Consider the following 20,424-nt stretch of genomic DNA (forward strand, 5'->3'; position numbering starts at 1 on the left):
CGGCGAGATGGACGCGGAGCGTCCAGGCAGGCATTCCCACGCAGAGCGTGGGAACGATCACAGATCACAAAAGACGGGCGCGCCAGAGCGCGCCATCGGTTCAGGGATTTTCCTGCAGCCACTTGCCGAGCAGATCACGCTCTTCGGGGGTAATGCCGGTCATGTTGCCGAGCGGCATGTACTCGGTGGCAACCGCGGCCTGGTAGACCTTGTCGCGGTGCTGCTTGAGGTGCTCGAGGCTGTCCAGCACGATGCCGGCCGGCGGGGCCTGGAAGGCCGGGCTGGTGGGTTTGGCCGCGTGGCAGGCCTGGCAGTGGGTGGCCAGCAGCTGGCTGACGTCGGCGTCGGCAACCCGGGTTACGGCAGCGCCTTCCTCAGCCGCGTGGCTGTCGATCTTGGCCGGTGCGCTCGGTGCCATGGCCCAGATCAGGGCGACGGTTGCCAGTGCGCTGATAACCAGAATCGACGGCTTGAACTGGCCCTGATTGCGCAGGTTGAAGAAGTGACGCGCGTAGGCCGTAATCGCACCGATCGCCGCCAGCACCGCCCAACCGTAGGCGTTGGCGTAGAACATCGGGTAGTGGTTGCTGATCATGATGAACAGCACCGGCAGGGTCAGGTAGTTGTTGTGGCGCGAACGCAGCATGGCGCGCTGGGCCAGCATCACGACTTCCTCACCCGGCTTCTCGCCACGGGCGACCGCATTCACCAGCGCACGCTGGGCCGGGACGATGCCGAGGAACACGTTGGCGACCATGATGGTGCCGATCACCGCGCCGACGTGGATGTACGCTCCGCGCCCGGCGAATACCTGATACAGGCCGAAGGCAACCGCGACCAGAATCAGATAGAGCACCACGCCGAAGGCCATGCCGTTACGCGCCAGTGGGCTGCGAATCAGCGCCTCGTAGATCACCATCACACCAAGCAGGGTGCTGATGCCGATGGCCATCGCGCCGCCGGCGCTGAGCTCCAGCTTGCTCGGGTCGATCAGGTAGCCGGGGTTGCCGAGGTAATAGACCACAAACAGCAGCGCCAAGCCGCTGAGCAGGGTGCTGTAGGCCTCCCACTTGAACCAGTGCAGGTCAGACGGCATCTGCTCGGGGCCAACTTCATACTTGGCCACCTCATAGAAACCGCCACCGTGGATGGCCCAGAGATCACCCTTGATGCCTTTCTGCTTCTTCCACGCCGGCGGCTCGCGCAGGTTGTTGTCGAGCCAGACGAAGTAGAACGAGGCGCCGATCCAGGCAACCCCGGCAATCACGTGAAACCAGCGAATGATCAGACTGAGCCAATCAGACAGATAGACCAGCATGGGCTGCTCCTTGTACGGCGTCGCGATCGTAACGGCATTGGCCGGCGATGTAGGTGCGACGGATGCTGCGGTCGTCGCCGAGGATCATCAGGTCGAACAAAATGCCCGACAGATTGCGCTCGGCGCTGTGCTTGAGTTGCTGAATCGGACTGGCGGCGCGGTCGATGATCAGAAAATCCGCCATCTTGCCGGGCGCCAGGTTGCCGGTCTCGGTTTCCTGGTGGAGCACCTTGGCGTTGCCGAGGGTCGCCATATAGAACGCCTGAAACGGGTTCAGGCTCTGGCCGCGCAGCTGGCAGACCTTGTAGGCCTCGGCCATGGTGACCAGCATCGACAGACTGGTGCCGCCACCGACATCCGACGCCAGCCCCACTTCAACATCCGCCCCACGGGCGCTAGCCAGGTCGAACAGGCCGCTACCAAGGAAGGTGTTGGAGGTCGGGCAGAAGGCGATGCGGGTGCCGGTTTCGGCCAGCCGCGCGCGGTCTGCATCGTCGATGTGAATGCCGTGCGCCAGCACGCTGCGCGGGCCGAGCAGACCGAAGTGGTCGTAGACGTCCAGATAACTGGCGCGCTCCGGGAACAGCTCGGCAATCCAGGCGATCTCGGCCTTGTTCTCGGCCCAGTGGGTCTGCATCAGCAGTCCCTCGGCCTCGGTCATCAGCTTGCCGGCGTAGGTCAGCTGTTCGGGGGTCGAGGTCGCGGCAAAGCGCGGGGTGACCGCGTAACGCTGACGGCCGGTGCCGTGCCAGCGGGCGATCAATTCGCGGCTTTCTTCATAACTGGCCTCGGCGGTGTCGCGCACGCCATCCGGGGCATTGCAGTCCATCATCACCCGGCCGGTGGTGATCGCCATGTTGTAGTCATGCGCGGCGCTGAACAGCGCCTCGCTGGCGACCTTGTGCGAGGTGCTGAACACCAGTGCCGAGGTGGTGCCGTGCGCCAGCAGCAGATCGAGGAAGACCTTGGACTGCTTGGCCGACCAGTCGGCATCGGCAAAGCGGGATTCGGTCGGGAAGGTGTAGGTTTCCAGCCACTCCAGCAGCTGGGTGCCGTAACTCGCCATCACCGCCAGCTGCGGCATGTGGACGTGGGTATCAATCATGCCGGGCAGGATCAGGCCCTCCGGCGAGTGCTCGACCGCGGTGCCCGCCGGCAGTTGCGGCAGCAGCTCAGCTGCTTCACCGACCGCCTGAACCCGGCCATCGGCAACCACCAGCAAGCCGTCGGTGAAGTAGCTGTAACTGGCCGGATCGGGCGTGCCCAGCCCGGGTTCGGACAAAAAGTGCAACAGTGGCCCGCGGAAGGCCGTGCAGCCAGCTGCAAAGCTCGCCGCTTGCGTTGAAGTGGTCATCCTAGCTCCCCCGGTAAGTCGAATAGCCCCACTGATTGAGCAGCAGCGGCACGTGGTAATGGGCCTGCACGTCATCCAGGCGGAAGGCAATGGTGACCGCCGGGTAGAAGCAGCGCAGGCCCTGCGCCGCGTAATAGCCGTCGGTGTCGAAGGTCAGGCGGTAGACGCCGGCGACCGCTTCGCTGCCGAAGCCGTTCAGCACGCGGCCATCGGCATCGGTCTCGGCACTGGCCAGCGTGACCCAGCTGTCGCCCTGCTGCTGCTCAAGCACAATGCGTACACCGGCAGCAGGCTTGCCGCTGCCGAGGTCGAGAATATGGGTGGTGATCGGGCTCTTGCTCATAGCAGCTTGTCCAGACGAATGTGGGTGATCTTGGCCTGCTCTTCGGCGGCGATGCGCAGCTCCTGCTCGCGGCTGTTCGGCAGACGCGCCTCCAGCAGCTCAAGCATCTGTTCGGCGCTCTTGCCGGTGGCACAGACGATGAAGATAAAGCCGAACTTGTCGAGGTAGGCGTCGTTGCCTTCCTTCAGCCGCTGCAGCACGGCGTCCGAGGCGACCCGCGCCCCGGCCTGCTCGCCGCTGGCCAGCGCTTCGGTGCTGGCGTATTTGGCTTTCAGGCTCTTGATGTCGCCGATCTTCGGGTGTGCCTCGAAGGCCACCAGCCAGTCGGCTTCGTGCAGGTTCGGCCAAAGCGCGCGGGCGGTGCCGTGCAGCGCTTCGGCGCTGTTGTAGGGGCGGGCGGCGACCATCGGACGCGCCCAGGCGTCAGCGGCGCAGCAGTCACGAAAGACCGCCAGCGCCTCGTCTTCAGGCAGGTTGTTCAGGTGTTCCAGAGTCATTTTGTCTCCACCGCCGATTGCGATGTCTGTGCTGCGGGCATCTCGCCCTGTTTCATCAAATCACGCAGCTGCGGCCAGCTGACGCCACGGCGCGGGCCGCGGGTGGTGCTGGCAGTGCCGAACGACAGCAACTCGGCGGTAATCGACACCGCAACCTCCATCGGCCGCTTGCCGGGCACGTTACTGCGGCCGACCGGGCAGCGAATGCTGGCGATCTGCGCGTCACTGTAGCCGCGATGGGTGAGCCGCTGGCGGAAGCGATCGGCCTTGGTCTGCGAGCCGATCAGGCCGACCGAGGCCGCATCACCGGCGTCCAGCAAGGCGCGGCACAGGTCGTAGTCGAGTTGATGGTTGTGGGTCAGGATCAGCACGTGACGGCCACGGCACAGCGCCGGCGCATCGCCGACCGGATCGTCGGTGTGCACGGCCTCGATGTTCGGCGCCAGATCGGCGGGAAACACCTCGGCACGCGAGTCGACCAGAGTGACCTGCCAAGGCAGTTGGCCCATCACCGTCATCAGCGCCTGCGCCACGTGGCCGGCGCCAAACACCACCAGCCGCGCATCACTGCCGGGCTGGCCTTCGAGCAGCACCGAGACGCTGCCGCCGCAGCACTGGCCCAGCGACGCGCCGAGCGGGAAGTGCTCCATGACCGTCTCGAAGCGGCTGGCAGCCAGCTGCTCACGGGCGCGAGCGGTGACCAGATACTCCAGATGGCCGCCGCCGATGGTGTCCCAGGTGTACTCACCGGTGATCACCATCTTGCTCGACGGTTCACGCGGCACCGAACCGGTCACCCCAACCACGGTGACCAGCACGTAGGGCTCGCCGCGCTGCTCGCAGTCGGCGACCGCCTCGAACCAGCGCAGGTTTCTGTTCATCACACTGCCTCCTGCTGCGCGGCCTGCCAGGCCTTCGCGGCGTTGACTGCGTTGAGCATCCGTTCCGGGGTAGCCGGGGTGTCCAGCGGCGGGCTGTAACGGCCATCGTTGATGCTGGCGACCGCATCACGCAGCGCGCTCCACACGGCAATGCCGAGCATCAACGGCGGCTCACCGACCGCCTTGGAGCGGAATACCGTGGCTTCCTTGTTCGGACTGTTGGCCATCAGCTTGACGCGCAGATCCGGCGGCGTGTCGGAGATCGCCGGAATCTTGTAGGTGGCAGGCCCGGTGGTCAGCAGCCGGCCGTTGTCGCTGTAAACCAGCTCCTCGGTGGTCAGCCAGCCCATGCCCTGAATGAAACCGCCCTCAATCTGGCCGATGTCGATATCCGGGTTCAGCGACTGGCCAGCGTCGTGCAGGATGTCGGTACGCACCACCCGGTATTCACCGGTCAGGGTATCGAGCACCACCTCGGAGCAGGCCGCGCCGTTGGCGTAGTACAGGAACGGATGGCCCTGACCCTTGGCGTGGTCGTAGTAGATGTTCGGGGTGGCATAGAAGCCGGAGGACGACAGCGCCACCCGGTTCATATAGGCCTTCTGGATAAAGTCGCCCCAGTCCATGCGAGCGTCACCGGCGACCACCTGATTGTTCTCGAAACGCACCTGTTCTTCGTCGCAGCCAAACAGATCAGCGCCGAAGGTAATCAACCGCGCCTTGATCTTCTCGCAGGCGTCCAGCGCTGCCATGCCGTTAAGGTCGGAACCGGATGATGCCGCCGTCGGCGAGGCATTCGGCACCTTGTCGGTACGGGTTGCGGTGACTTTCACCTTGTCGACGTCGACCTGGAAGACCGCAGCGACCACCTGTGCGATCTTGATGTACAGGCCCTGACCCATCTCGGTGCCGCCGTGGTTCACCTGCAGGCTGCCGTCGGTGTAGATCAGCACCAGCGCTCCCGCCTGATTGAGGTGCTTGGCGGTGAACGAGATACCGAACTTGACCGGGGTCAGCGCCAGACCACGCTTGAGCACCGGGCTCTGCTGGTTGAAAGCGGTGATCTCGGCACGGCGGGCCTGATAGTCTGAGCTGGTTTCCAGCTGGCTGATCAGTTCCGGCAGCACGTGATGGGTGATGGTCTGGCCGTAGTGGGTGGTATCGCGGCCTTCGCGGTAGAGGTTGCGCTTGCGCACCTCCAGCGGATCCAGCTGCAGGTGACGGGCGATATCGTCCACCGCCTGTTCGATCACCATCATGCCCTGGGGGCCGCCAAAGCCGCGGAACGCGGTGTTGGACACCGTGTGGGTCTTGCAGCAGTGGCCGGTGACCCGCGCCTGATCGAGGTAATAGGCGTTATCGGAGTGGAACATGGCCCGCTCGACAATCGCGCTGGACAAGTCCGGCGAGTAACCGCAGCGGCCGGCAACGATGATCTCGGCGCCCTGAATCACGCCCTGCTCGTCGAAGCCGATGTCGTAGGTGTTGAAGAAGTCGTGGCGCTTGCCGGTCTGCACCATGTCATCCGGGCGCGACAGCCGGTACTTCACCGGGCGCTTGGTGGCGTTGGCCAACAGCGCAGCAACACAGGCCACCGGCGCGGCCTGGGTTTCCTTGCCGCCAAAGCCGCCGCCCATGCGGCGTACCGAAGTGGTCACCGCGTGCAGCGGAATACCCAACACCTCGGCGACCAGCTTCTGCACTTCGGCCGGATGCTGGCTGGAGGTGTGCACGAACATGCCACCGTCTTCCTGCGGCAGCACCAGGCTGGCCTGACCTTCCAGATAGAAGTGCTCCTGCCCGCCGACGTTGATTTCACCTTTAAGACGATGCGGCGCAGCAACCAGTGCCGCATCCGGATCACCGCGTTGCTGGGTATGGCTGGGGCGTACGAAGAACTCTTTGGCCAGCGCCTCGCGGGTATCAAAGATCGCCGGTAGCGCCTCGTACTCGACCTTGGCCAGCTTCGCCGCCTTGCGCGCGGCCGTGTGACTGGTCGCAGCAACCGCAAAGATCGGCTGGCCGATATGCTCGACCAGCTCGCTGGCCAGCACCGGATCGCCCGGGAAAATCGGGCCGATATCGGTATGACCGGGTACATCGGCGATGGTCAGCACCGCGACCACACCGGGATAGGCGCGCACGGCGTCCAGATCCAGCTTGGTGATGCGCGCGTGCGGCTGCTCACTGTGGCCGACTGCGGCGTGCAGAATGCCTTCAGGCTCGGGCAGGTCATCGATATAGCGGGCCTGACCACTGACGTGCAGCCAGGCGCTCTCGTGCAACGTGCTCTGGCCGGCGACACCGAACGGCTGGCCAGTCGGGCGGGATACATCACGGGGCAGTTTACGCATAGTCGGTCACCATCAGCTGGGCCTTGCCAGCATCGCCGGCACGGAATTCATACAGGGCGCGCAGCAGCAGGTTGCCAGCCACCGTGGTGCGGTAACTGGCCGAGGCGCGTACATCGGACAGGGGCGTGAAGTCAGCAGCCAGTGCCACTTGCGCAGCCGCGACCGCGGTTTCATCGAAGCGCGCACCGCGCAGCGCCGCCTCGGCGCCGGCCGCCCGCTTGGGAATGCCGGCCATGCCGCCAAAGGCCAGCCGGCAGTCGCTGACGGTATCCCCGTCAAATTGCAGCCAGAAGGCACCGAGCACCGCGGAAATATCGTCGTCCAGCCGCTTGGAAATCTTGTAGATAAACAGCTTTTCATTCGCCTGCGGGCGCGGCACCCGCACCGCACGGATGAACTCACCCGGCGCCAGCACGGTTTTCTTGTAGTCGACAAAGAAGTCTTCCAGCGCAATCCAGCGCTCGCCATTGGCGCTGTCGAGCTGGATTTCGGCTCCCAGCGCGATCAACGGCGGTGGCATGTCACCGATGGGCGAGGCGTTACCGATATTCCCGCCAAGGGTGCCGCGGTTACGAATCTGCAGCGAACCGAGCCGTTCCAGCATCGGAGCGAAGGCCGGCCAGTCGGCGCTGAGGGTCGCGCCAAACTCGCTGTAGGTCGCAGCCGACCCGATGGTCAGGTTTTTTGCGTCACTTTCCAGTGCATGCAACTCGGCGATCTGCTCGACCGATACCAGCTGCGGCAGCTCCTTCAGTTGCTGGGTGATTTCCAGTGCCAGATCGGTGCTGCCGGCGACTAGGCGAGCGCCCGGGTTGTCCGCCAGCAGGCTGCGCAGTTCACTCAGCTCGACCGGCGCATCGAAGCGCTTGCCGGCGTCGTCCACCAGGCTGGCCGCTGTGGCGCGCGCCACAGAGAACTGCTCAGCCGGTGCCGGTTCAAACAGCGCGGCGCCGTCCCATTGCTGCACGGCATCCACCAGGGTGCGACGTCCGGCTTCAACAATCGGGCGATACCCCGTGCAACGGCACAGGTTGCCGGCCAGCGCTTCCATCATCTGATGCTCGCTGGCGCTGCCGTTACCCGCCACCTGCTGATGCAGGCCGACCATCGACATAATGAAGCCCGGCGTGCAGAAGCCGCATTGCGACCCGCTGCATTCGACCATCGCGGTCTGCACCGGATGGGCATTTTCGCCCTGCAAGGCATCCACGCTGATCAGATGTTTGCCGTGCAGCGAGCCGATCAGGCTGATGCAACTGTTGATTGCCGTATAATGCAGCGCGCCGTCGGCTGCAGGGGTACCGACCAGTACGGTACAAGCCCCGCAGTCGCCGGATGCGCATCCTTCCTTGGTGCCGCTAAGCCGCTTTTTGGTGCGCAGCCAATCAAGAATGCTCATGTTTGGGTCAGCTCGGTCAAGTTTTTCCGGCTGACCATTCAGGTAGAACTCAATCACGTTCGTCTCCGCTCTATCCGCAGTTTGGCCCGTTTCAGGCGGTGTCCAGGCTCAGCGCCACTAACGGGCGCATACAGGCTCTGAGCGTAGATTTGCAAAAACTTGACCAACTAGTCCGAAAAATATCTTTTTTATACTTTTTTCGGTTTTGGCAAGCAAATTGCTGTCGTTGCAAATGTTGATTGATTGGTCAGTTATTAATGGGGCGCAGCCCGGCCTGTCACTTATATACGCCGGCACAACGCCCATCGAGGAAACTGAATGGCAACCGCAGAACGCCTGAAGCTGGAAAACATCGTCAAGGAGTACCCGGGATGCCGGGCGAACGACGGTGTCCAGCTCACAGTCAACGCAGGCGAAATCCATGCCCTGCTCGGCGAGAATGGCGCCGGCAAGAGCACCCTGATGAAAATCATCTACGGCGTCATCCAACCCGACGCCGGTAGCATCACCTGGAATGGTCACCCGTTGACCCTGCAGGGCCCTGCCCATGCCCGCGAACTGGGTATCGGCATGGTGTTCCAGCATTTTTCCCTGTTCGAAACCCTGACCGTCGCTGAAAACATCGCGCTCAGCCTGCCGGCCGACCAAGCCCGCGATCGCCGCAAGCTGGAACAGCGCATCAGCGAAGTCTCTGAACACTACGGCATGGCGCTGGATCCGCGCCGCTACGTCAACACCCTGTCGATTGGCGAGCGCCAGCGGGTCGAGATCGTGCGTTGCCTGATTCAGGAAAGCTCTCTTCTGATTCTAGACGAGCCTACCTCGGTGCTGACGCCGCAGGAGGTAGAAACCCTGTTCCGCACCCTGCGCCAGCTGTCGCAGGAGGGCTGCAGCATTCTGTTTATCAGCCACAAGTTGCAGGAAGTACGTGACCTCTGCCACCGCGCTACCGTGCTGCGCCAGGGCCGGGTGACCGGCGAGTGCAACCCGGGCGAGGTAAGCACCGACGATATCGCGCGGATGATGGTCGGCAACGAAACCCCGCTATCGACCCGCGTTGAACCGCGCGCGCCGGGCGACGTGCTGCTGGATGTCAGCCACCTGGATTACCGCACCAGCGACCCGTTTGGCACCAACCTGCAGGACATCTGCATGGCCCTGCGCGCCGGCGAGATCGTCGGTATTGCCGGGGTTGCCGGCAACGGTCAGGACGAGCTGCTGCGCGCCCTGTCCGGTGAAGCACTGGTCCGCAATGACAGCATCACCCTCAACGGCGTCGCCATCGGGCAGGCCAAACCGGGCCTGCGCCGCCGCCTCGGCGTTGCGGTCGTACCGGAAGAGCGCCTTGGCCGCGGTGCGGTGCCATCCATGTCGCTGGTCGACAACAGCCTGCTGACCGCTTATGGCGAAGGCATGGTGAGCAAGGGCTGGGTAGCGATGAACAAGGTTCGCGACTACGCCTCGCGTATCGTCGAGGCCTTCGGTGTGCGCACTGCGAGCATCGACAGCCACGCCACCAGCCTGTCCGGCGGCAACCTGCAGAAATTCATCATCGGTCGCGAAGCGCTGCAGCAACCCAAGCTGCTGGTCGCCTCGCACCCGACCTGGGGCGTCGACGTCGGTTCGGCGGTCGCCATCCACGAGGCGCTGGTGCGTCTGCGTGACGAGGGCGCCGCGGTGCTGCTGATCTCCGAGGACCTGGACGAGCTGTTCCAGCTCTGTGGCCGCATGGGCGCGATCTGCGCCGGGCGCCTGTCCCCGCTGGTCAACACCAGTGACCTGACCATTGAACAACTCGGCCAGTGGATGGCGGGTGATTTCCCCAGCGCCGCACCTTCGGAGGTTTCCCATGCTGTCGCTTGAGCGTCGCGCCGTCGACTCCCGCGCCATGCAGTGGGCTTCCCCGTTGCTGGCACTGATCCTGACCATCATCACCGGTATGGGCATGTTCCTGGCCCTCGGCAAGGACCCGGTGGAAGGTCTGACCTTCTTCTTCCTGACCCCACTGAGTGACTCGCACGGCTGGGCCGAGCTGGGTCTGAAGATGGCCCCGCTGCTGCTCTGCGCCGCTGGTCTGACCATCTGCTACCGGGCCAAGCTGTGGAATATCGGTGCCGAAGGGCACTTCCTGATGGGCGCACTGTGGGCCAGCGTGATTGCGCTGCAGTTGAGCAGCCAGAGCGGCCCCTGGGTACTGCCGCTGGTGCTGATCGCCGGCATGGTCGCCGGTGCGGTTTGGGCGCTGCTGGCGGGGCTGCTGAAAACGCAGTTCCACTGCAACGAAATCCTGACCACCATCATGCTCAACTACATCGCCCTGAACCTGCTGCTGTACGCGGTTCACGGCCCGCTGAAGGACCCGTACGGTTTCGGCTTCCCGCAGTCGGAGATGTTTGCCGCGGCGGCGCTGCTGCCCAAGCTGATCCCCGACACCCGCCTGCACATCGGCCTGCTGTTCGGCCTGCTGGCAGCGGTTGCGGTCGGCGTGCTGTTCGCCCGTACCTTTATCGGCTTTCAGCTCAAGGTCCTGGGTCAGGACGATCGCGCCGCCGCGTTTGCCGGCTTCCCGGCCAAGCGCCTGACCCTCCTGGCGTTCATGGCCGCCGGTGCACTGGCCGGTCTGGCTGGCGCGTCAGAGGTGACTGGCCCGCTCGGCCAGCTGGTGCCGCAGGTGTCACCCGGTTATGGCTACACCGCGATCATCGTGGTGTTCCTCGGGCGCATGCAGGCCGTGGGCATCATTCTAGCCGCGGCGCTGCTGGCACTGACCTTCATGGGCGGCGAAATGCTGCAGATCGCCATGGCCCTGCCGAAGGCGATCACCGGGTTGTTCCAGGGGCTGCTGCTGTTCTACCTGCTGACCTGTGACGCCTTCATCCACTACCGCATTCGCATTCGTCGGGCCCCCAAGGCCGTAGCAGGGGAGGCCTGAGATGGACAGCGTACTGATTACCAACGTACTCGCCGCGACACTGGTCGCCGGCACCCCGCTGCTGCTGGTCGCCCTCGGTGAACTGGTGTGCGAACGCTCTGGCGTCCTCAACCTCGGTCAGGAAGGCATGATGCTGATGGGCGCGGTGATCGGCTTTATCGCCGCCACCTCCACCGGCAGCCTGGCGATGGGCGTGCTGGCGGCGATGCTCGGCGGCGTGGTCATGTCCATGCTGTTCGCACTGATGGCCATCACCCTGGCTGCCAACCAGTATGCCGCTGGCCTGGCGCTGACCATCTTCGGTATCGGCCTGAGTTCCTTCGTCGGCGCAGGCTTTGTCGGCCAGTCGATCGACGGCTTCGACAAGATCGCCATTCCGCTGCTGTCGGACATCCCGGTTATCGGCCAGGTGCTGTTCAACCAGGACCTGCTGGTTTACGGCTCGCTGCTGATCTTCGTGCTGGTGTTCTGCTTCCTCAAATACAGCCGCGGCGGCCTGATTCTGCGCGCCGTCGGCGAGTCCCCGGAAGCGGCCAACGCCAACGGTTTGAAGGTGCTGCCGGTGCGCTATATGGCGGTCGCCTTCGGCGGTGCGATGGCTGGCCTGGCGGGCGCCTACCTGTCACTGGCCTACACCCCGATGTGGACGGAAAACATGACTGCCGGTCGCGGCTGGATCGCGCTGGCCCTGGTGGTATTCGCCACCTGGAAACCCGAGCGTGTGCTGCTCGGCGCCTATCTGTTCGGCGCCGCCAGCATCTTGCACCTGGTGCTGCAGGGGCTCGGCTGGAACAGCTCGACTGAGCTGCTGGCCATGCTGCCCTATGTCGTCACCATCATTGTCCTGGTGCTGTTGTCGTGGAATCCCGCGCGGACCCGTCTCAACACACCCCTATCAATCGGCCAACCCTATAGGCCGAGTAAATAACTTGAGCACCCACTATGCCAATCAAAACTAAATTTTATATCTCAGGAAGCATTGAATATGAGCACACTGCAAAAAACGCTGATCGCCGCTTGCATCGCAGGCGCCTTCGTACCCGCTGCACACGCTGAGAAGTATTTCTCCGACTCCAGCATCTCGATCCTGTACAGCGATGACTACTCTCGCGTTAACTTCGACGGTGCTGGCAAGAAGACCTCCCAGACATTCTTCACTTTCGAGAATGCCAGCGGTCACGACTGGGGCAGCACCTTCTTCTTCGTTGACCGTAACCAGGGTCACGGCAAAGACACCGACTCCGACGACCTGTACGGTGAGTTCTCGCCGAACCTGAGCCTGAGCTGGCTGACCGGCAGCAAGCTGGGCGGCGGCATGATCAAGGACTTCACCCTGTCCGGTCAGTACGAATTTGGCGGCGGCACCAACGTCAACAACTACATGGTTGGTCCGGGTATCGACTGGAACGTGCCGGGCTTCATGTACTTCGCAACCCGTTTCTACTACGTGGACAACAGCGAAACCTCTGACGACTATCAAACCACCGTCGTCTGGGGCAAGGCGATGGAATTTGGCAGCACCCGTGTCCTGTTCGACGGCTACATCGACTGGTCCACGGCTGAAGACGATCACAAGTCCGACTTCCACTTCAACCCGCAGCTGAAGCTGGACCTGGGTAACTACCGTGGCAAGCCGGGCGTACTCTACGCAGGTATCGAGTACTCTTACTGGAACAACAAGTACGGCCTGAACGACGACGTAATGGAAACCGAAAACGCGGTCAGCGCGCTGGTGAAATTCCACTTCTGATCGTGGCAATGGGGAGTTCGGCTGCGGCCGAGCTCCCTGTAATGGTGTAGAGGCGATGGAACAGATGACAACCAAAAACGCATCCAAAACCTACCGACCCGGTCGCATCCGCGAGCGCAACCACGAAATCATTCTGGCCGCCGCCGAACAGGAATTTGCCCTGCACGGTTTTCGCGGCGCCACCATTCAGAACATTGCCGAACGGGCCGAACTGCCCAAATCGAACGTGCTGTACTACTTCAGCAACAAGAAGAAGATCTACGCAGCCATGTTCGACGATATTCTCGAGCGCTGGAACGCGGTGTTCTCCAGCGTGACCGTCGACGACGACCCCGCCGAGGCGCTGGCCAGTTTCATCCGCGCCAAGGTCGATATGGCCCGCCTGTACCCGCTGGCCTCCCGTTTGTTTGCCATGGAAATCATCCAGGGCGCGCCCTTCCTGATGACCCACCTGCGCACCAACATGCGCGAATGGGTGCGCGGCCGTGCCGGGGTCATGCAACAGTGGATTGATCAGGGCCGTATGGCGCCGGTCGACCCGGTACAGCTGATCTTCCTGATCTGGTCTTCTACCCAGCACTACGCCGACTTCCAGGTGCAGGTGCTGATGGTCGAAAACAAGGCCGAGTATGAAAAACAGGACTTCGACCGAGTGGCCGACTTCCTTACCGACATCATTCTTCGCGGCTGCGGCCTCGAGGTACCGAAGAGATGAGCAACGCGCACTACCCACGCGATCTGATCGGCTACGGTGCCGAGCCGCCGCAGGCCAACTGGCCGGGGCAGGCACGCATCGCCGTGCAGTTCGTGCTGAACTACGAAGAGGGCGGCGAGAACTGTGTGCTGCATGGCGACAGTCACTCCGAAGTCTTCCTCTCCGACATTATTGGCGCGCAGGCCTTTGCCGACCGCCACATGAGCATGGAATCACTCTACGAATACGGCTCGCGCGCCGGTGCCTGGCGCATCCTGCGCGAGTTCCGCCAGCGCGGCCTGCCGCTGACCGTGTTTGGCGTCAGCATGGCCCTGCAGCGCCACCCCGATATGGTCCGCGCCTTCATTGAGGACGGCCACGAGATCGCCTGCCATGGCCTGCGCTGGATTCACTACCAGGACATGAGCGAAGCGCGTGAGCGCGAGCACATGCAGCAGGCCATCGAGCTGCACACCGAACTCACCGGTGCGCCGCCACTGGGCTGGTACACCGGCCGCGACAGTCCGAACACCCGCCGACTGGTGGTCGAGGCTGGCGGCTTCGAGTACGACAGCGACTACTACGGCGACGACCTGCCGTTCTGGACCACGGTGGATGCCGGTGCCGGCCCGCAGCCGCACCTCGTGGTGCCCTACGCGCTGGACACCAACGACATGCGCTTTGCCATCGCCGGCGGTTTCAACAGCGGCGAGCAGTTCTTCCAGTACCTCAAGGATGCCTTCGACGTGCTCTACGCCGAGGGCGCCGAAGCGCCCAAGATGCTCTCGATCGGCCTGCACTGCCGGCTGGTCGGGCGCCCCGGCCGCTTCCGCGCGCTGCAACGCTTTCTTGATCACATCCAGAGCCACGACAAGGTCTGGATCACCCGTCGCATCGACATCGCGCGGCACTGGAAACAGACGCACCCATACCAGCCTGCCAAGGATTAACCATGAGCACTGCCATCATCGCCCCGGCCGTCGACGGCCCGGCGTTTACCAAGACCGGCCTGAATCTGGCCGACGCCAGCCTCGGCGCCGAATTCCTCTGGGCGACCGACCAATTCTTTGCCCCCGGCATCCGCATGCTCAATCCCGAACCGGCGGCGTTTTACCCCGGCCTGTACGACGACAACGGCAAGTGGATGGACGGCTGGGAAACCCGCCGCCGCCGCACCACCGGCCACGACACCGCGATCATCAAACTGGCGCTGGCCGGCACTCTGCAGGGCGTCGACTTTGACACCAGTTTCTTCACCGGCAACTTCGCCCCGGCGGTCTCGCTAGAGGCCTGCTACAGCCCGAACGCCGAGCCAACCAACGACAGCGAGTGGACCGAGCTGCTGTCCGCCGTGGAACTGGGCGGCAACGCCCACCACTTCCATGAGCTGCACTCCGATCAGGTCTGGACCCACCTGCGTCTGCACCTCTACCCGGACGGTGGCGTCGCCCGCCTGCGCGTCTACGGCACCCCGCACTGCGACTGGTCGAACCTCGACAGCAGCCAGACCATCAACCTGATCGCACTGGAAAACGGCGGCAATCAGGTGGCCTGGAGCGATGCCCACTACGGCGAGCCGCGCAAGCTGCTGCGCCCCGGCCGCGGCACCGACATGGGCGATGGCTGGGAAACCCGCCGCCGCCGCGAGCCCGGCAACGACTGGTGCATCCTCACCCTCGGCCACAAGGGCATCATCGAACGGGTGGAAGTCGATACCGCGCACTTCAAGGGCAACTTCCCGGCGCGCTGCTCGATCCAGGCCGCCTGCGTTGAACAGGGCACCACCAAGAGCCTGATCACCCAGAGCATGTTCTGGCACACCCTGATGGACGAACAGCCGCTGACCGCCGATGCCATCCACCAGTTCACCGAATTGAACGATCTCGGCCCGATCACGCACATTCGCTTCAATATCATTCCCGATGGCGGCGTCAGTCGTCTGCGCCTGTTCGGCAAGCCGGTTTTATGAGCAGCCCGCGCGTACTGACCGTCGAGCCGCTGACCCGCGAGGCCTTCGCCCCGTTCGGCGATGTAATCTCCACGGTTGATGCCGACAGCTTCCCGATCAACAACGGCCGCACCCAGCGCTTCCACGCGCTGGGTGCGGTGCAGTTGCTGGGTGAGGGCGCCGAGGGCATTCTCTCGATCTTCCGCGGCCAGCCGCTGGAGCCGCTTCAGATCAGCCTGATGGAGCGCCATCCGCTCGGCAGCCAAGCCTTTGTGCCGCTCAACGGCAAGGCGTTTTACGCCGTGGTCGCTGCACCCGGCGAGTTTGATGAGGCCGCCGTGCGCGCGTTCTACGTGCCAGGCGACCAGGGCATCAGTTACCATGCCGGAACCTGGCACGCGCCGCTGCTGCCATTGACCGGCGACGCCGACTATCTGATCGTCGACCGCCGCGGCCCAGGTAATAATTGCGACGAAGTTATTCTTAACCAACCCGTTGTGCTCCGCTCGGACAGCCTCTGAGGAAACCATCAGCCACGCTGATGCATTCCGTGCCCGCCGTGCCGTCACAGTGTCCTGAACTGGCAACGCCTGTTCAGATTGCTATGAGGTGCATATGAACCACTTTGCGCTGCGCGATGCAGCCATCTTTACCGTTGATCCAGACAACCGCGTCATTCCGCGCGGCACCCTGATCGTCGAGCACGGGCGCATCAGCGCTGTCGGCCCGAGCGACGAGGTGATCATCCCGCCCGGCATGCCGGTCATCGACGCCAGCGGCCACGCGCTGCTGCCGGGGCTGATCGATGCCCACTCCCATTCCAGCCTGATGCGCGGCGTGACCGAGAACATGCAGCTGATGGAATGGCTGCCCTACTACCAGCTGGAACACCGCGCCCTGACCGAGGAATACGCCTTCCACGCGGCGCGCCTGTGCTATCTGGAAGCGCTGAAAAGCGGCACCACCTGCGTGATGGACATGTATCGTTTCATGCACCGCTGCGCCGATGCCGCCGGCGAGATCGGCCTGCGGGTGAATCTGGCGCCCTACGTGGCCGACGAGCCCGGCAAGGACTTCTTTGCCACCCGCGCCGAAAACCGCGCGCTGATCCACAGCCACCACGGTACCCAGAACGGTCGCATTCAGGTCTGGATGGGGCTGGAGCACCTGTTCTACTGCACGCCCGACGCCTACCGCGAAGCACTGGAATGCCAGGCCGAATACGGCGTTGGTATTCACACCCACGCCTGTGAGCAGAAGGAAGAGGACGACGCGGTCAAAGCGCACTTCGGCCGTCGCTCGATTGCCCAGCTCGATCACTACGGCATCCTCGGTGAGCGCACCCTGATCGCCCACTGCGTGTGGCTGAACGACGACGAGATCAAGCGTATCGCCGATACCGGAACCGCCATCAGCCACTGCCCGATCAGCAACGCCAAGCTCGCCAGCGGCGTGGCCCGGGTACCGGAAATGCTCGCCGCCGGCATCACCGTCGGCCTCGGCACCGACGGCCCGGTGTGCAACAACAGCCTCAGCCTGTTCGAGGAAATGAAATTCGCCTCGCTGATCCAGAAGGCCACCCGGCTGGACGCCACCGTGCTGCCCGCCGACCAGATACTGCGCATGGCGACCATCAACGGCGCCCGCGCGCTGGGCCTCGGCGACCGCATCGGCTCGCTGGAAGTCGGCAAGCAGGCCGACCTGCTGCTGCTCGATCTGGCGCAACCCAACCTGACACCAACCGAGATCAATGCAGCAGGCGGCAATTTGCTGTGGAATCTGGTCTTCGCCGCCGACGCCCGCAACGTCGCCGCGGTCTGGGTCGATGGTCAGCAACTGGTCGCCAACGGCCGCGCCACCCGGGTAAACGAACAACAGGTACTCAGCGAGGCCCAGCAGCACGGGCTGGCGCTGTTTCAGCAGTGTCGCGATATATCGCACCTGCGTACGTCTATGGTTTAAGCGACTGCACGCACGCAGTCAGGAGTCATCACATGCAATCACTACCCCTTATCTCCGTCGCTGGCCTGAACAGCGAAGACCCGGCCGTCCGTGCCGAAACCGCCCGCCAGTTGGGCGTTGCCTGCCGTGAAATCGGCTTCTTCTACGCCGTCGATCACGGCATCCCCGAAGAGGTCATGGCTGGCGCGTTCGCCAACTCCAAACGGGTGTTCGAGTTGCCGCTGGAAACCAAGCAGGAAATGTCGATCAAGAAGTCGCCACACAACCGCGGCTACGTCGCCATGGCCGACGAAAAGCTCAACCCGGAAGCCGGCGCCGACATGAAGGAAGCCTTCAACATCGGCACCGACTTCCCGGCCGACCACCCGGACGTGCTGGCCGGCAAACCCTTCCGCGGCGTCAACTTCTGGCCGCCGATCGACGGCTGGCGCGAAGCCATGCTCGGCTACTTCGACGGCTGCCTGACCCTCGGCCGCCTGATCCACAAGGGCTTTGCGATTGACCTGGGCCTGCCGGAAGACTTCTTCGTTCAGCACCTGACCAGCCCCATCGCCACCCTGCGCATGCTGCGCTACCCCGCCAGCGCCGGTCAGATCGACCGCGAAGACGGCGGCGCCGGTGCCCACACCGACTACGGCAACGTTACCCTGCTGGCCACCGACAAGGTCGCCGGCCTGCAGGTGCTGACCCGTCAGGGCCAATGGATCGACGCCCCGCACGTACCGGGCGCCTTCGTCTGCAACATTGGCGACTGCCTGATGCGCTGGAGTAACGACACCTACGTCTCCACCCCGCACCGCGTCCGCCCGCCGGAGCAGGAGCGCTACTCCATCGCCTTCTTCCTGGAAGTGAACCCCGACTCCATCGTCGACCCGCGCGACGTGATTCCGGGTGAAGCGCCGAAGTATGAGCCGATTACCTGCGCCGAATACCTGACCGCCCGCCTGAATGCCACGTACGAGCATCGGGTAGAGCCGAGCTGACACCGGGAAGGCCGAGTTCCCACTCGGCCACTGGGCCCGATTGATCGCCGCCGGTCGAGCAGGAGCTCGACCCTCCCAACGGTCCACGCACTCAAGGCGGTACGTGCCTGCCAGAACGCTCTGCGTCGCCACACTATTGATCGTTCCCACGCTCTGCGTGGGAATGCCTGATAGGGCGCTCTGCGCCCATTCCAGACTGCTTCACCATCCCCGTAGGGACACGGCATACCGTGCCCGTTCTGCCTCCAGCACCGCACCATTGCTCTACTTCTGCGCTGCTATCTAACCCGCCTTTCGCCTTCTCCGGCGAGCCAAGGGGCTGCTTGCCCGGCAGAACTCGCGCTTCGCGCCTACGCATGCCGGCATTCCCACGCTCTGCGTGGGAATGCCTCGATAGGGCGCTCTGCGTCCATTCCAGACTGCCTCACCATCCCCGTAGGGGCACGGCATGCCGTGCCCGTGCAGCCTCCATTACCGCACCGCTGCTCAACCTCTGCGCCGGTATCTAACTCGCCTTTCGCCTTCTCCGGCGAGCCAAGGGGGGCTGCTTACCCAGCCCCCCTTAGCAATCCCCCGGGGCACCCGGCTACGCGGCCCTTCGGGTTCGCTGCGTTGCTCGATTTATCGGGGAGCCACAAAACTCGGGGCTGCGCCCCTCAGACATCCTGTGGCTCTTTTTCCCGATAAATCTGCGCTACTCGCCCGCGTAAACGGGACTCGGGTCCGTGCATTCGCCACGTTCGCTTTTGCACGGCAAGGCCGCGCTACTTGAGCAAGCCTTTAGCCATATTCAGGGTTGGCAAACGCGGCGTGTAGTAGCACTATCAAACCACCGCACTTCTCGCGGCCCCATCGGGAGGCATGGATGCTACATAGACTCGACATATTTCACCTCGAATACCCGCCAGCGCCCTCACCTGCGCGCAAGCCACCGCCGTCGAGCAACGGGACATTAAGCCTCGCGCAGCTTAACGAAACGCACTCCCGCGAGAACGCTGTTAATCCATTGAAATACAAGAGAATACGAAATCACCCCATCCGGTACTATGCCGTATTAAAGTTAGCGGGATCTAATCACTGTTAGGCACCCCCCTGGCTCGCGACAATTATGGAATACAGATGAATCATATAGAGTCGATAGAATTAGGTCTGAGGGACCGGAAGCCATACAATGAGATCGTTCGAAAGGTGTATCTGGCCTACCCGACGAAAGCTCTAATAGGTGACGAGGAGAGGCAATATCAGATCCTTAACGACATAAGTTGTTTCTTTAGAGTTCCTATTATGTCGATTCAAGTCGCAGGATCGGCCAAAACTGGTAGGAGTTTTCACAAACAAAAAGACTTTGATCCTGGCAATTCAGATTTAGATATAGCAATCATTGATCCTGGGTTGTTCAGGAGATATATGGAGGCCATCTTTTCTGTTACGAAAGGATATTCTGACAACACTGGATTTTCAGTACGGGCAGGAAAATCTGTAGCAAAATAATATCTCGAATACCTTACAAAAGGTATATTTAGAGCCGATTTAATGCCCACGTGCGAAGAAAGAAAATTATGGAATAAGTTTTTTGGCCAGCTATCTATAAGGCATGGAGATTTATTTAAGTCCATTAATGCTAGCATCTATATGTCTCAAACTTTCTTCGAGAACAAGCAACGATCGGCTATAAAAAACTATATTGAAACCAAGGCAATATAATGATTGATTATCGAGTGCGGTCAGTCTCACTTTTAAATCTTTTTAATGAAATACGAAATGGGCGCCTCATACCTGATGCATATTTCCAAAGAAATCTTGTATGGCGTGAAGTTCATAAGATTGATTTTATAAAAACCATTTTGCTTGGCCTCCCGTTCCCACAAATTTTCATCTCAAAAGGCAAGGTTGATGTTGAAACAATGTCGACAGTTTCATGCATTGTTGACGGCCAACAAAGAACGAATGCCATGGCGGTTGCAGGAGCTGAGTGCAACACGGTTATTGAATTGACGCAGGAGCATCAT

The 20,424-nt window shown here is 62.6% G+C and carries 19 protein-coding genes; 12 read left to right on the forward strand and 7 right to left on the reverse strand.

The genetic code is table 11. The annotated features are described in order from the left end of the window. Positions 1-100: 100 nt before the first annotated feature. Genes AAFM31_RS16010 through xdhA form a run of 7 tightly spaced genes read right to left on the reverse strand, consistent with a single transcriptional unit; the run spans position 101 to position 8,203 of the window. Entirely contained in the window at positions 101-1,318 is a 1,218-nt protein-coding gene (locus AAFM31_RS16010) for a urate hydroxylase PuuD (protein WP_341708909.1), read from the reverse strand. Next, positions 1,299-2,672 carry a guanine deaminase gene (guaD, locus tag AAFM31_RS16015; RefSeq protein WP_341708910.1) on the reverse strand — a complete coding sequence of 458 codons (1,374 nt, stop codon included), beginning with the start codon at positions 2,670-2,672 and terminating at the stop codon, positions 1,299-1,301. The genes AAFM31_RS16010 and guaD overlap by 20 nt, the downstream gene beginning before the upstream one ends. Position 2,673: 1 nt before the next feature. Then, a complete protein-coding gene (gene uraH, locus AAFM31_RS16020; RefSeq protein WP_238873392.1) occupies positions 2,674-3,015 on the reverse strand; it encodes a hydroxyisourate hydrolase in 342 nt (113 codons plus the stop codon). Then, a complete protein-coding gene (gene uraD, locus AAFM31_RS16025; RefSeq protein ID WP_341708911.1) occupies positions 3,012-3,512 on the reverse strand; it encodes a 2-oxo-4-hydroxy-4-carboxy-5-ureidoimidazoline decarboxylase in 501 nt (166 codons plus the stop codon). The genes uraH and uraD overlap by 4 nt, the downstream gene beginning before the upstream one ends. Then, positions 3,509-4,393 carry a xanthine dehydrogenase accessory protein XdhC gene (gene xdhC / locus AAFM31_RS16030; RefSeq protein ID WP_341708912.1) on the reverse strand — a complete coding sequence of 295 codons (885 nt, stop codon included), beginning with the start codon at positions 4,391-4,393 and terminating at the stop codon, positions 3,509-3,511. The genes uraD and xdhC overlap by 4 nt, the downstream gene beginning before the upstream one ends. After that, positions 4,393-6,747, reverse strand: coding sequence for a xanthine dehydrogenase molybdopterin binding subunit (gene xdhB / locus AAFM31_RS16035; RefSeq protein WP_341708913.1), 2,355 nt, complete (start codon positions 6,745-6,747; stop codon positions 4,393-4,395). The genes xdhC and xdhB overlap by 1 nt, the downstream gene beginning before the upstream one ends. Further along, complete coding sequence (gene xdhA, locus AAFM31_RS16040; RefSeq protein WP_341708914.1) at positions 6,740-8,203, reverse strand: xanthine dehydrogenase small subunit; 1,464 nt, start codon at positions 8,201-8,203, stop codon at positions 6,740-6,742. Before xdhA ends, xdhB begins: the two co-directional genes overlap by 8 nt. Before the next feature lie 261 nt (positions 8,204-8,464). Between xdhA and AAFM31_RS16045 the strand changes: the two genes are divergently transcribed. From AAFM31_RS16045 to AAFM31_RS16100, 12 genes are all read left to right on the forward strand, one after another. Further along, positions 8,465-10,009 carry an ABC transporter ATP-binding protein gene (locus AAFM31_RS16045; RefSeq protein ID WP_341708915.1) on the forward strand — a complete coding sequence of 515 codons (1,545 nt, stop codon included), beginning with the start codon at positions 8,465-8,467 and terminating at the stop codon, positions 10,007-10,009. Continuing rightward, entirely contained in the window at positions 9,996-11,078 is a 1,083-nt protein-coding gene (locus tag AAFM31_RS16050; protein WP_341708916.1) for an ABC transporter permease, read from the forward strand. The genes AAFM31_RS16045 and AAFM31_RS16050 overlap by 14 nt, the downstream gene beginning before the upstream one ends. A gap of 1 nt (position 11,079) precedes the next feature. After that, entirely contained in the window at positions 11,080-12,006 is a 927-nt protein-coding gene (locus AAFM31_RS16055; RefSeq protein WP_341708917.1) for an ABC transporter permease, read from the forward strand. Positions 12,007-12,063: 57 nt separating this feature from the next. Next, positions 12,064-12,828 carry a hypothetical protein gene (locus AAFM31_RS16060; protein WP_341708918.1) on the forward strand — a complete coding sequence of 255 codons (765 nt, stop codon included), beginning with the start codon at positions 12,064-12,066 and terminating at the stop codon, positions 12,826-12,828. A 64-nt stretch (positions 12,829-12,892) separates the two neighbouring features. Beyond that, a complete protein-coding gene (locus AAFM31_RS16065; RefSeq protein ID WP_341708919.1) occupies positions 12,893-13,543 on the forward strand; it encodes a TetR/AcrR family transcriptional regulator in 651 nt (216 codons plus the stop codon). Further along, on the forward strand, positions 13,540-14,472 hold the full coding sequence (gene puuE, locus AAFM31_RS16070) for an allantoinase PuuE (RefSeq protein ID WP_341708920.1): 933 nt from the start codon (positions 13,540-13,542) through the stop codon (positions 14,470-14,472). The genes AAFM31_RS16065 and puuE overlap by 4 nt, the downstream gene beginning before the upstream one ends. Before the next feature lie 2 nt (positions 14,473-14,474). After that, the gene (gene alc, locus AAFM31_RS16075) at positions 14,475-15,491 is read left to right on the forward strand and encodes an allantoicase (RefSeq protein WP_341708921.1); all 1,017 of its coding nucleotides are present in this window, start codon (positions 14,475-14,477) and stop codon (positions 15,489-15,491) included. Beyond that, positions 15,488-15,991 (forward strand): ureidoglycolate lyase, encoded by a 504-nt coding sequence (locus AAFM31_RS16080; RefSeq protein ID WP_341708922.1) that lies wholly within the window; start codon positions 15,488-15,490, stop codon positions 15,989-15,991. The genes alc and AAFM31_RS16080 overlap by 4 nt, the downstream gene beginning before the upstream one ends. A 94-nt stretch (positions 15,992-16,085) precedes the next feature. Further along, positions 16,086-17,432 (forward strand): amidohydrolase, encoded by a 1,347-nt coding sequence (locus tag AAFM31_RS16085; RefSeq protein ID WP_341708923.1) that lies wholly within the window; start codon positions 16,086-16,088, stop codon positions 17,430-17,432. Positions 17,433-17,464: 32 nt separating this feature from the next. Next, positions 17,465-18,415: a 2-oxoglutarate and iron-dependent oxygenase domain-containing protein gene (locus AAFM31_RS16090; RefSeq protein WP_341708924.1), complete on the forward strand. Its 951-nt coding sequence runs from the start codon at positions 17,465-17,467 to the stop codon at positions 18,413-18,415. A gap of 1,119 nt (positions 18,416-19,534) precedes the next feature. After that, complete coding sequence (locus AAFM31_RS16095; RefSeq protein ID WP_341708925.1) at positions 19,535-19,906, forward strand: hypothetical protein; 372 nt, start codon at positions 19,535-19,537, stop codon at positions 19,904-19,906. A 212-nt stretch (positions 19,907-20,118) separates the two neighbouring features. Further along, the coding region (locus tag AAFM31_RS16100) for a DUF262 domain-containing protein (protein ID WP_341708926.1) at positions 20,119-20,424 on the forward strand (306 nt) is incomplete at its 3' end.

The sequence above is a fragment of the Halopseudomonas sp. genome (assembly GCF_038130085.1).
Lineage (GTDB): Bacteria > Pseudomonadota > Gammaproteobacteria > Pseudomonadales > Pseudomonadaceae > Halopseudomonas.

Excerpts from the sequence above, each read along its gene's own strand:
- xdhB (WP_341708913.1), bottom strand. The coding sequence starts at position 6,747 with ATGCGTAAACTGCCCCGTGATGTATCCCGCCCGACTGGCCAGCCGTTC.
- guaD (WP_341708910.1), bottom strand. The coding sequence starts at position 2,672 with ATGACCACTTCAACGCAAGCGGCGAGCTTTGCAGCTGGCTGCACGGCC.
- AAFM31_RS16050 (WP_341708916.1), top strand. The coding sequence starts at position 9,996 with ATGCTGTCGCTTGAGCGTCGCGCCGTCGACTCCCGCGCCATGCAGTGG.
- AAFM31_RS16010 (WP_341708909.1), bottom strand. The coding sequence starts at position 1,318 with ATGCTGGTCTATCTGTCTGATTGGCTCAGTCTGATCATTCGCTGGTTT.
- AAFM31_RS16045 (WP_341708915.1), top strand. The coding sequence starts at position 8,465 with ATGGCAACCGCAGAACGCCTGAAGCTGGAAAACATCGTCAAGGAGTAC.
- AAFM31_RS16095 (WP_341708925.1), top strand. The coding sequence starts at position 19,535 with ATGAATCATATAGAGTCGATAGAATTAGGTCTGAGGGACCGGAAGCCA.
- uraD (WP_341708911.1), bottom strand. The coding sequence starts at position 3,512 with ATGACTCTGGAACACCTGAACAACCTGCCTGAAGACGAGGCGCTGGCG.
- AAFM31_RS16065 (WP_341708919.1), top strand. The coding sequence starts at position 12,893 with ATGACAACCAAAAACGCATCCAAAACCTACCGACCCGGTCGCATCCGC.
- AAFM31_RS16080 (WP_341708922.1), top strand. The coding sequence starts at position 15,488 with ATGAGCAGCCCGCGCGTACTGACCGTCGAGCCGCTGACCCGCGAGGCC.
- AAFM31_RS16085 (WP_341708923.1), top strand. The coding sequence starts at position 16,086 with ATGAACCACTTTGCGCTGCGCGATGCAGCCATCTTTACCGTTGATCCA.
- xdhC (WP_341708912.1), bottom strand. The coding sequence starts at position 4,393 with ATGAACAGAAACCTGCGCTGGTTCGAGGCGGTCGCCGACTGCGAGCAG.
- AAFM31_RS16055 (WP_341708917.1), top strand. The coding sequence starts at position 11,080 with ATGGACAGCGTACTGATTACCAACGTACTCGCCGCGACACTGGTCGCC.
- puuE (WP_341708920.1), top strand. The coding sequence starts at position 13,540 with ATGAGCAACGCGCACTACCCACGCGATCTGATCGGCTACGGTGCCGAG.
- uraH (WP_238873392.1), bottom strand. The coding sequence starts at position 3,015 with ATGAGCAAGAGCCCGATCACCACCCATATTCTCGACCTCGGCAGCGGC.
- AAFM31_RS16090 (WP_341708924.1), top strand. The coding sequence starts at position 17,465 with ATGCAATCACTACCCCTTATCTCCGTCGCTGGCCTGAACAGCGAAGAC.
- AAFM31_RS16060 (WP_341708918.1), top strand. The coding sequence starts at position 12,064 with ATGAGCACACTGCAAAAAACGCTGATCGCCGCTTGCATCGCAGGCGCC.
- alc (WP_341708921.1), top strand. The coding sequence starts at position 14,475 with ATGAGCACTGCCATCATCGCCCCGGCCGTCGACGGCCCGGCGTTTACC.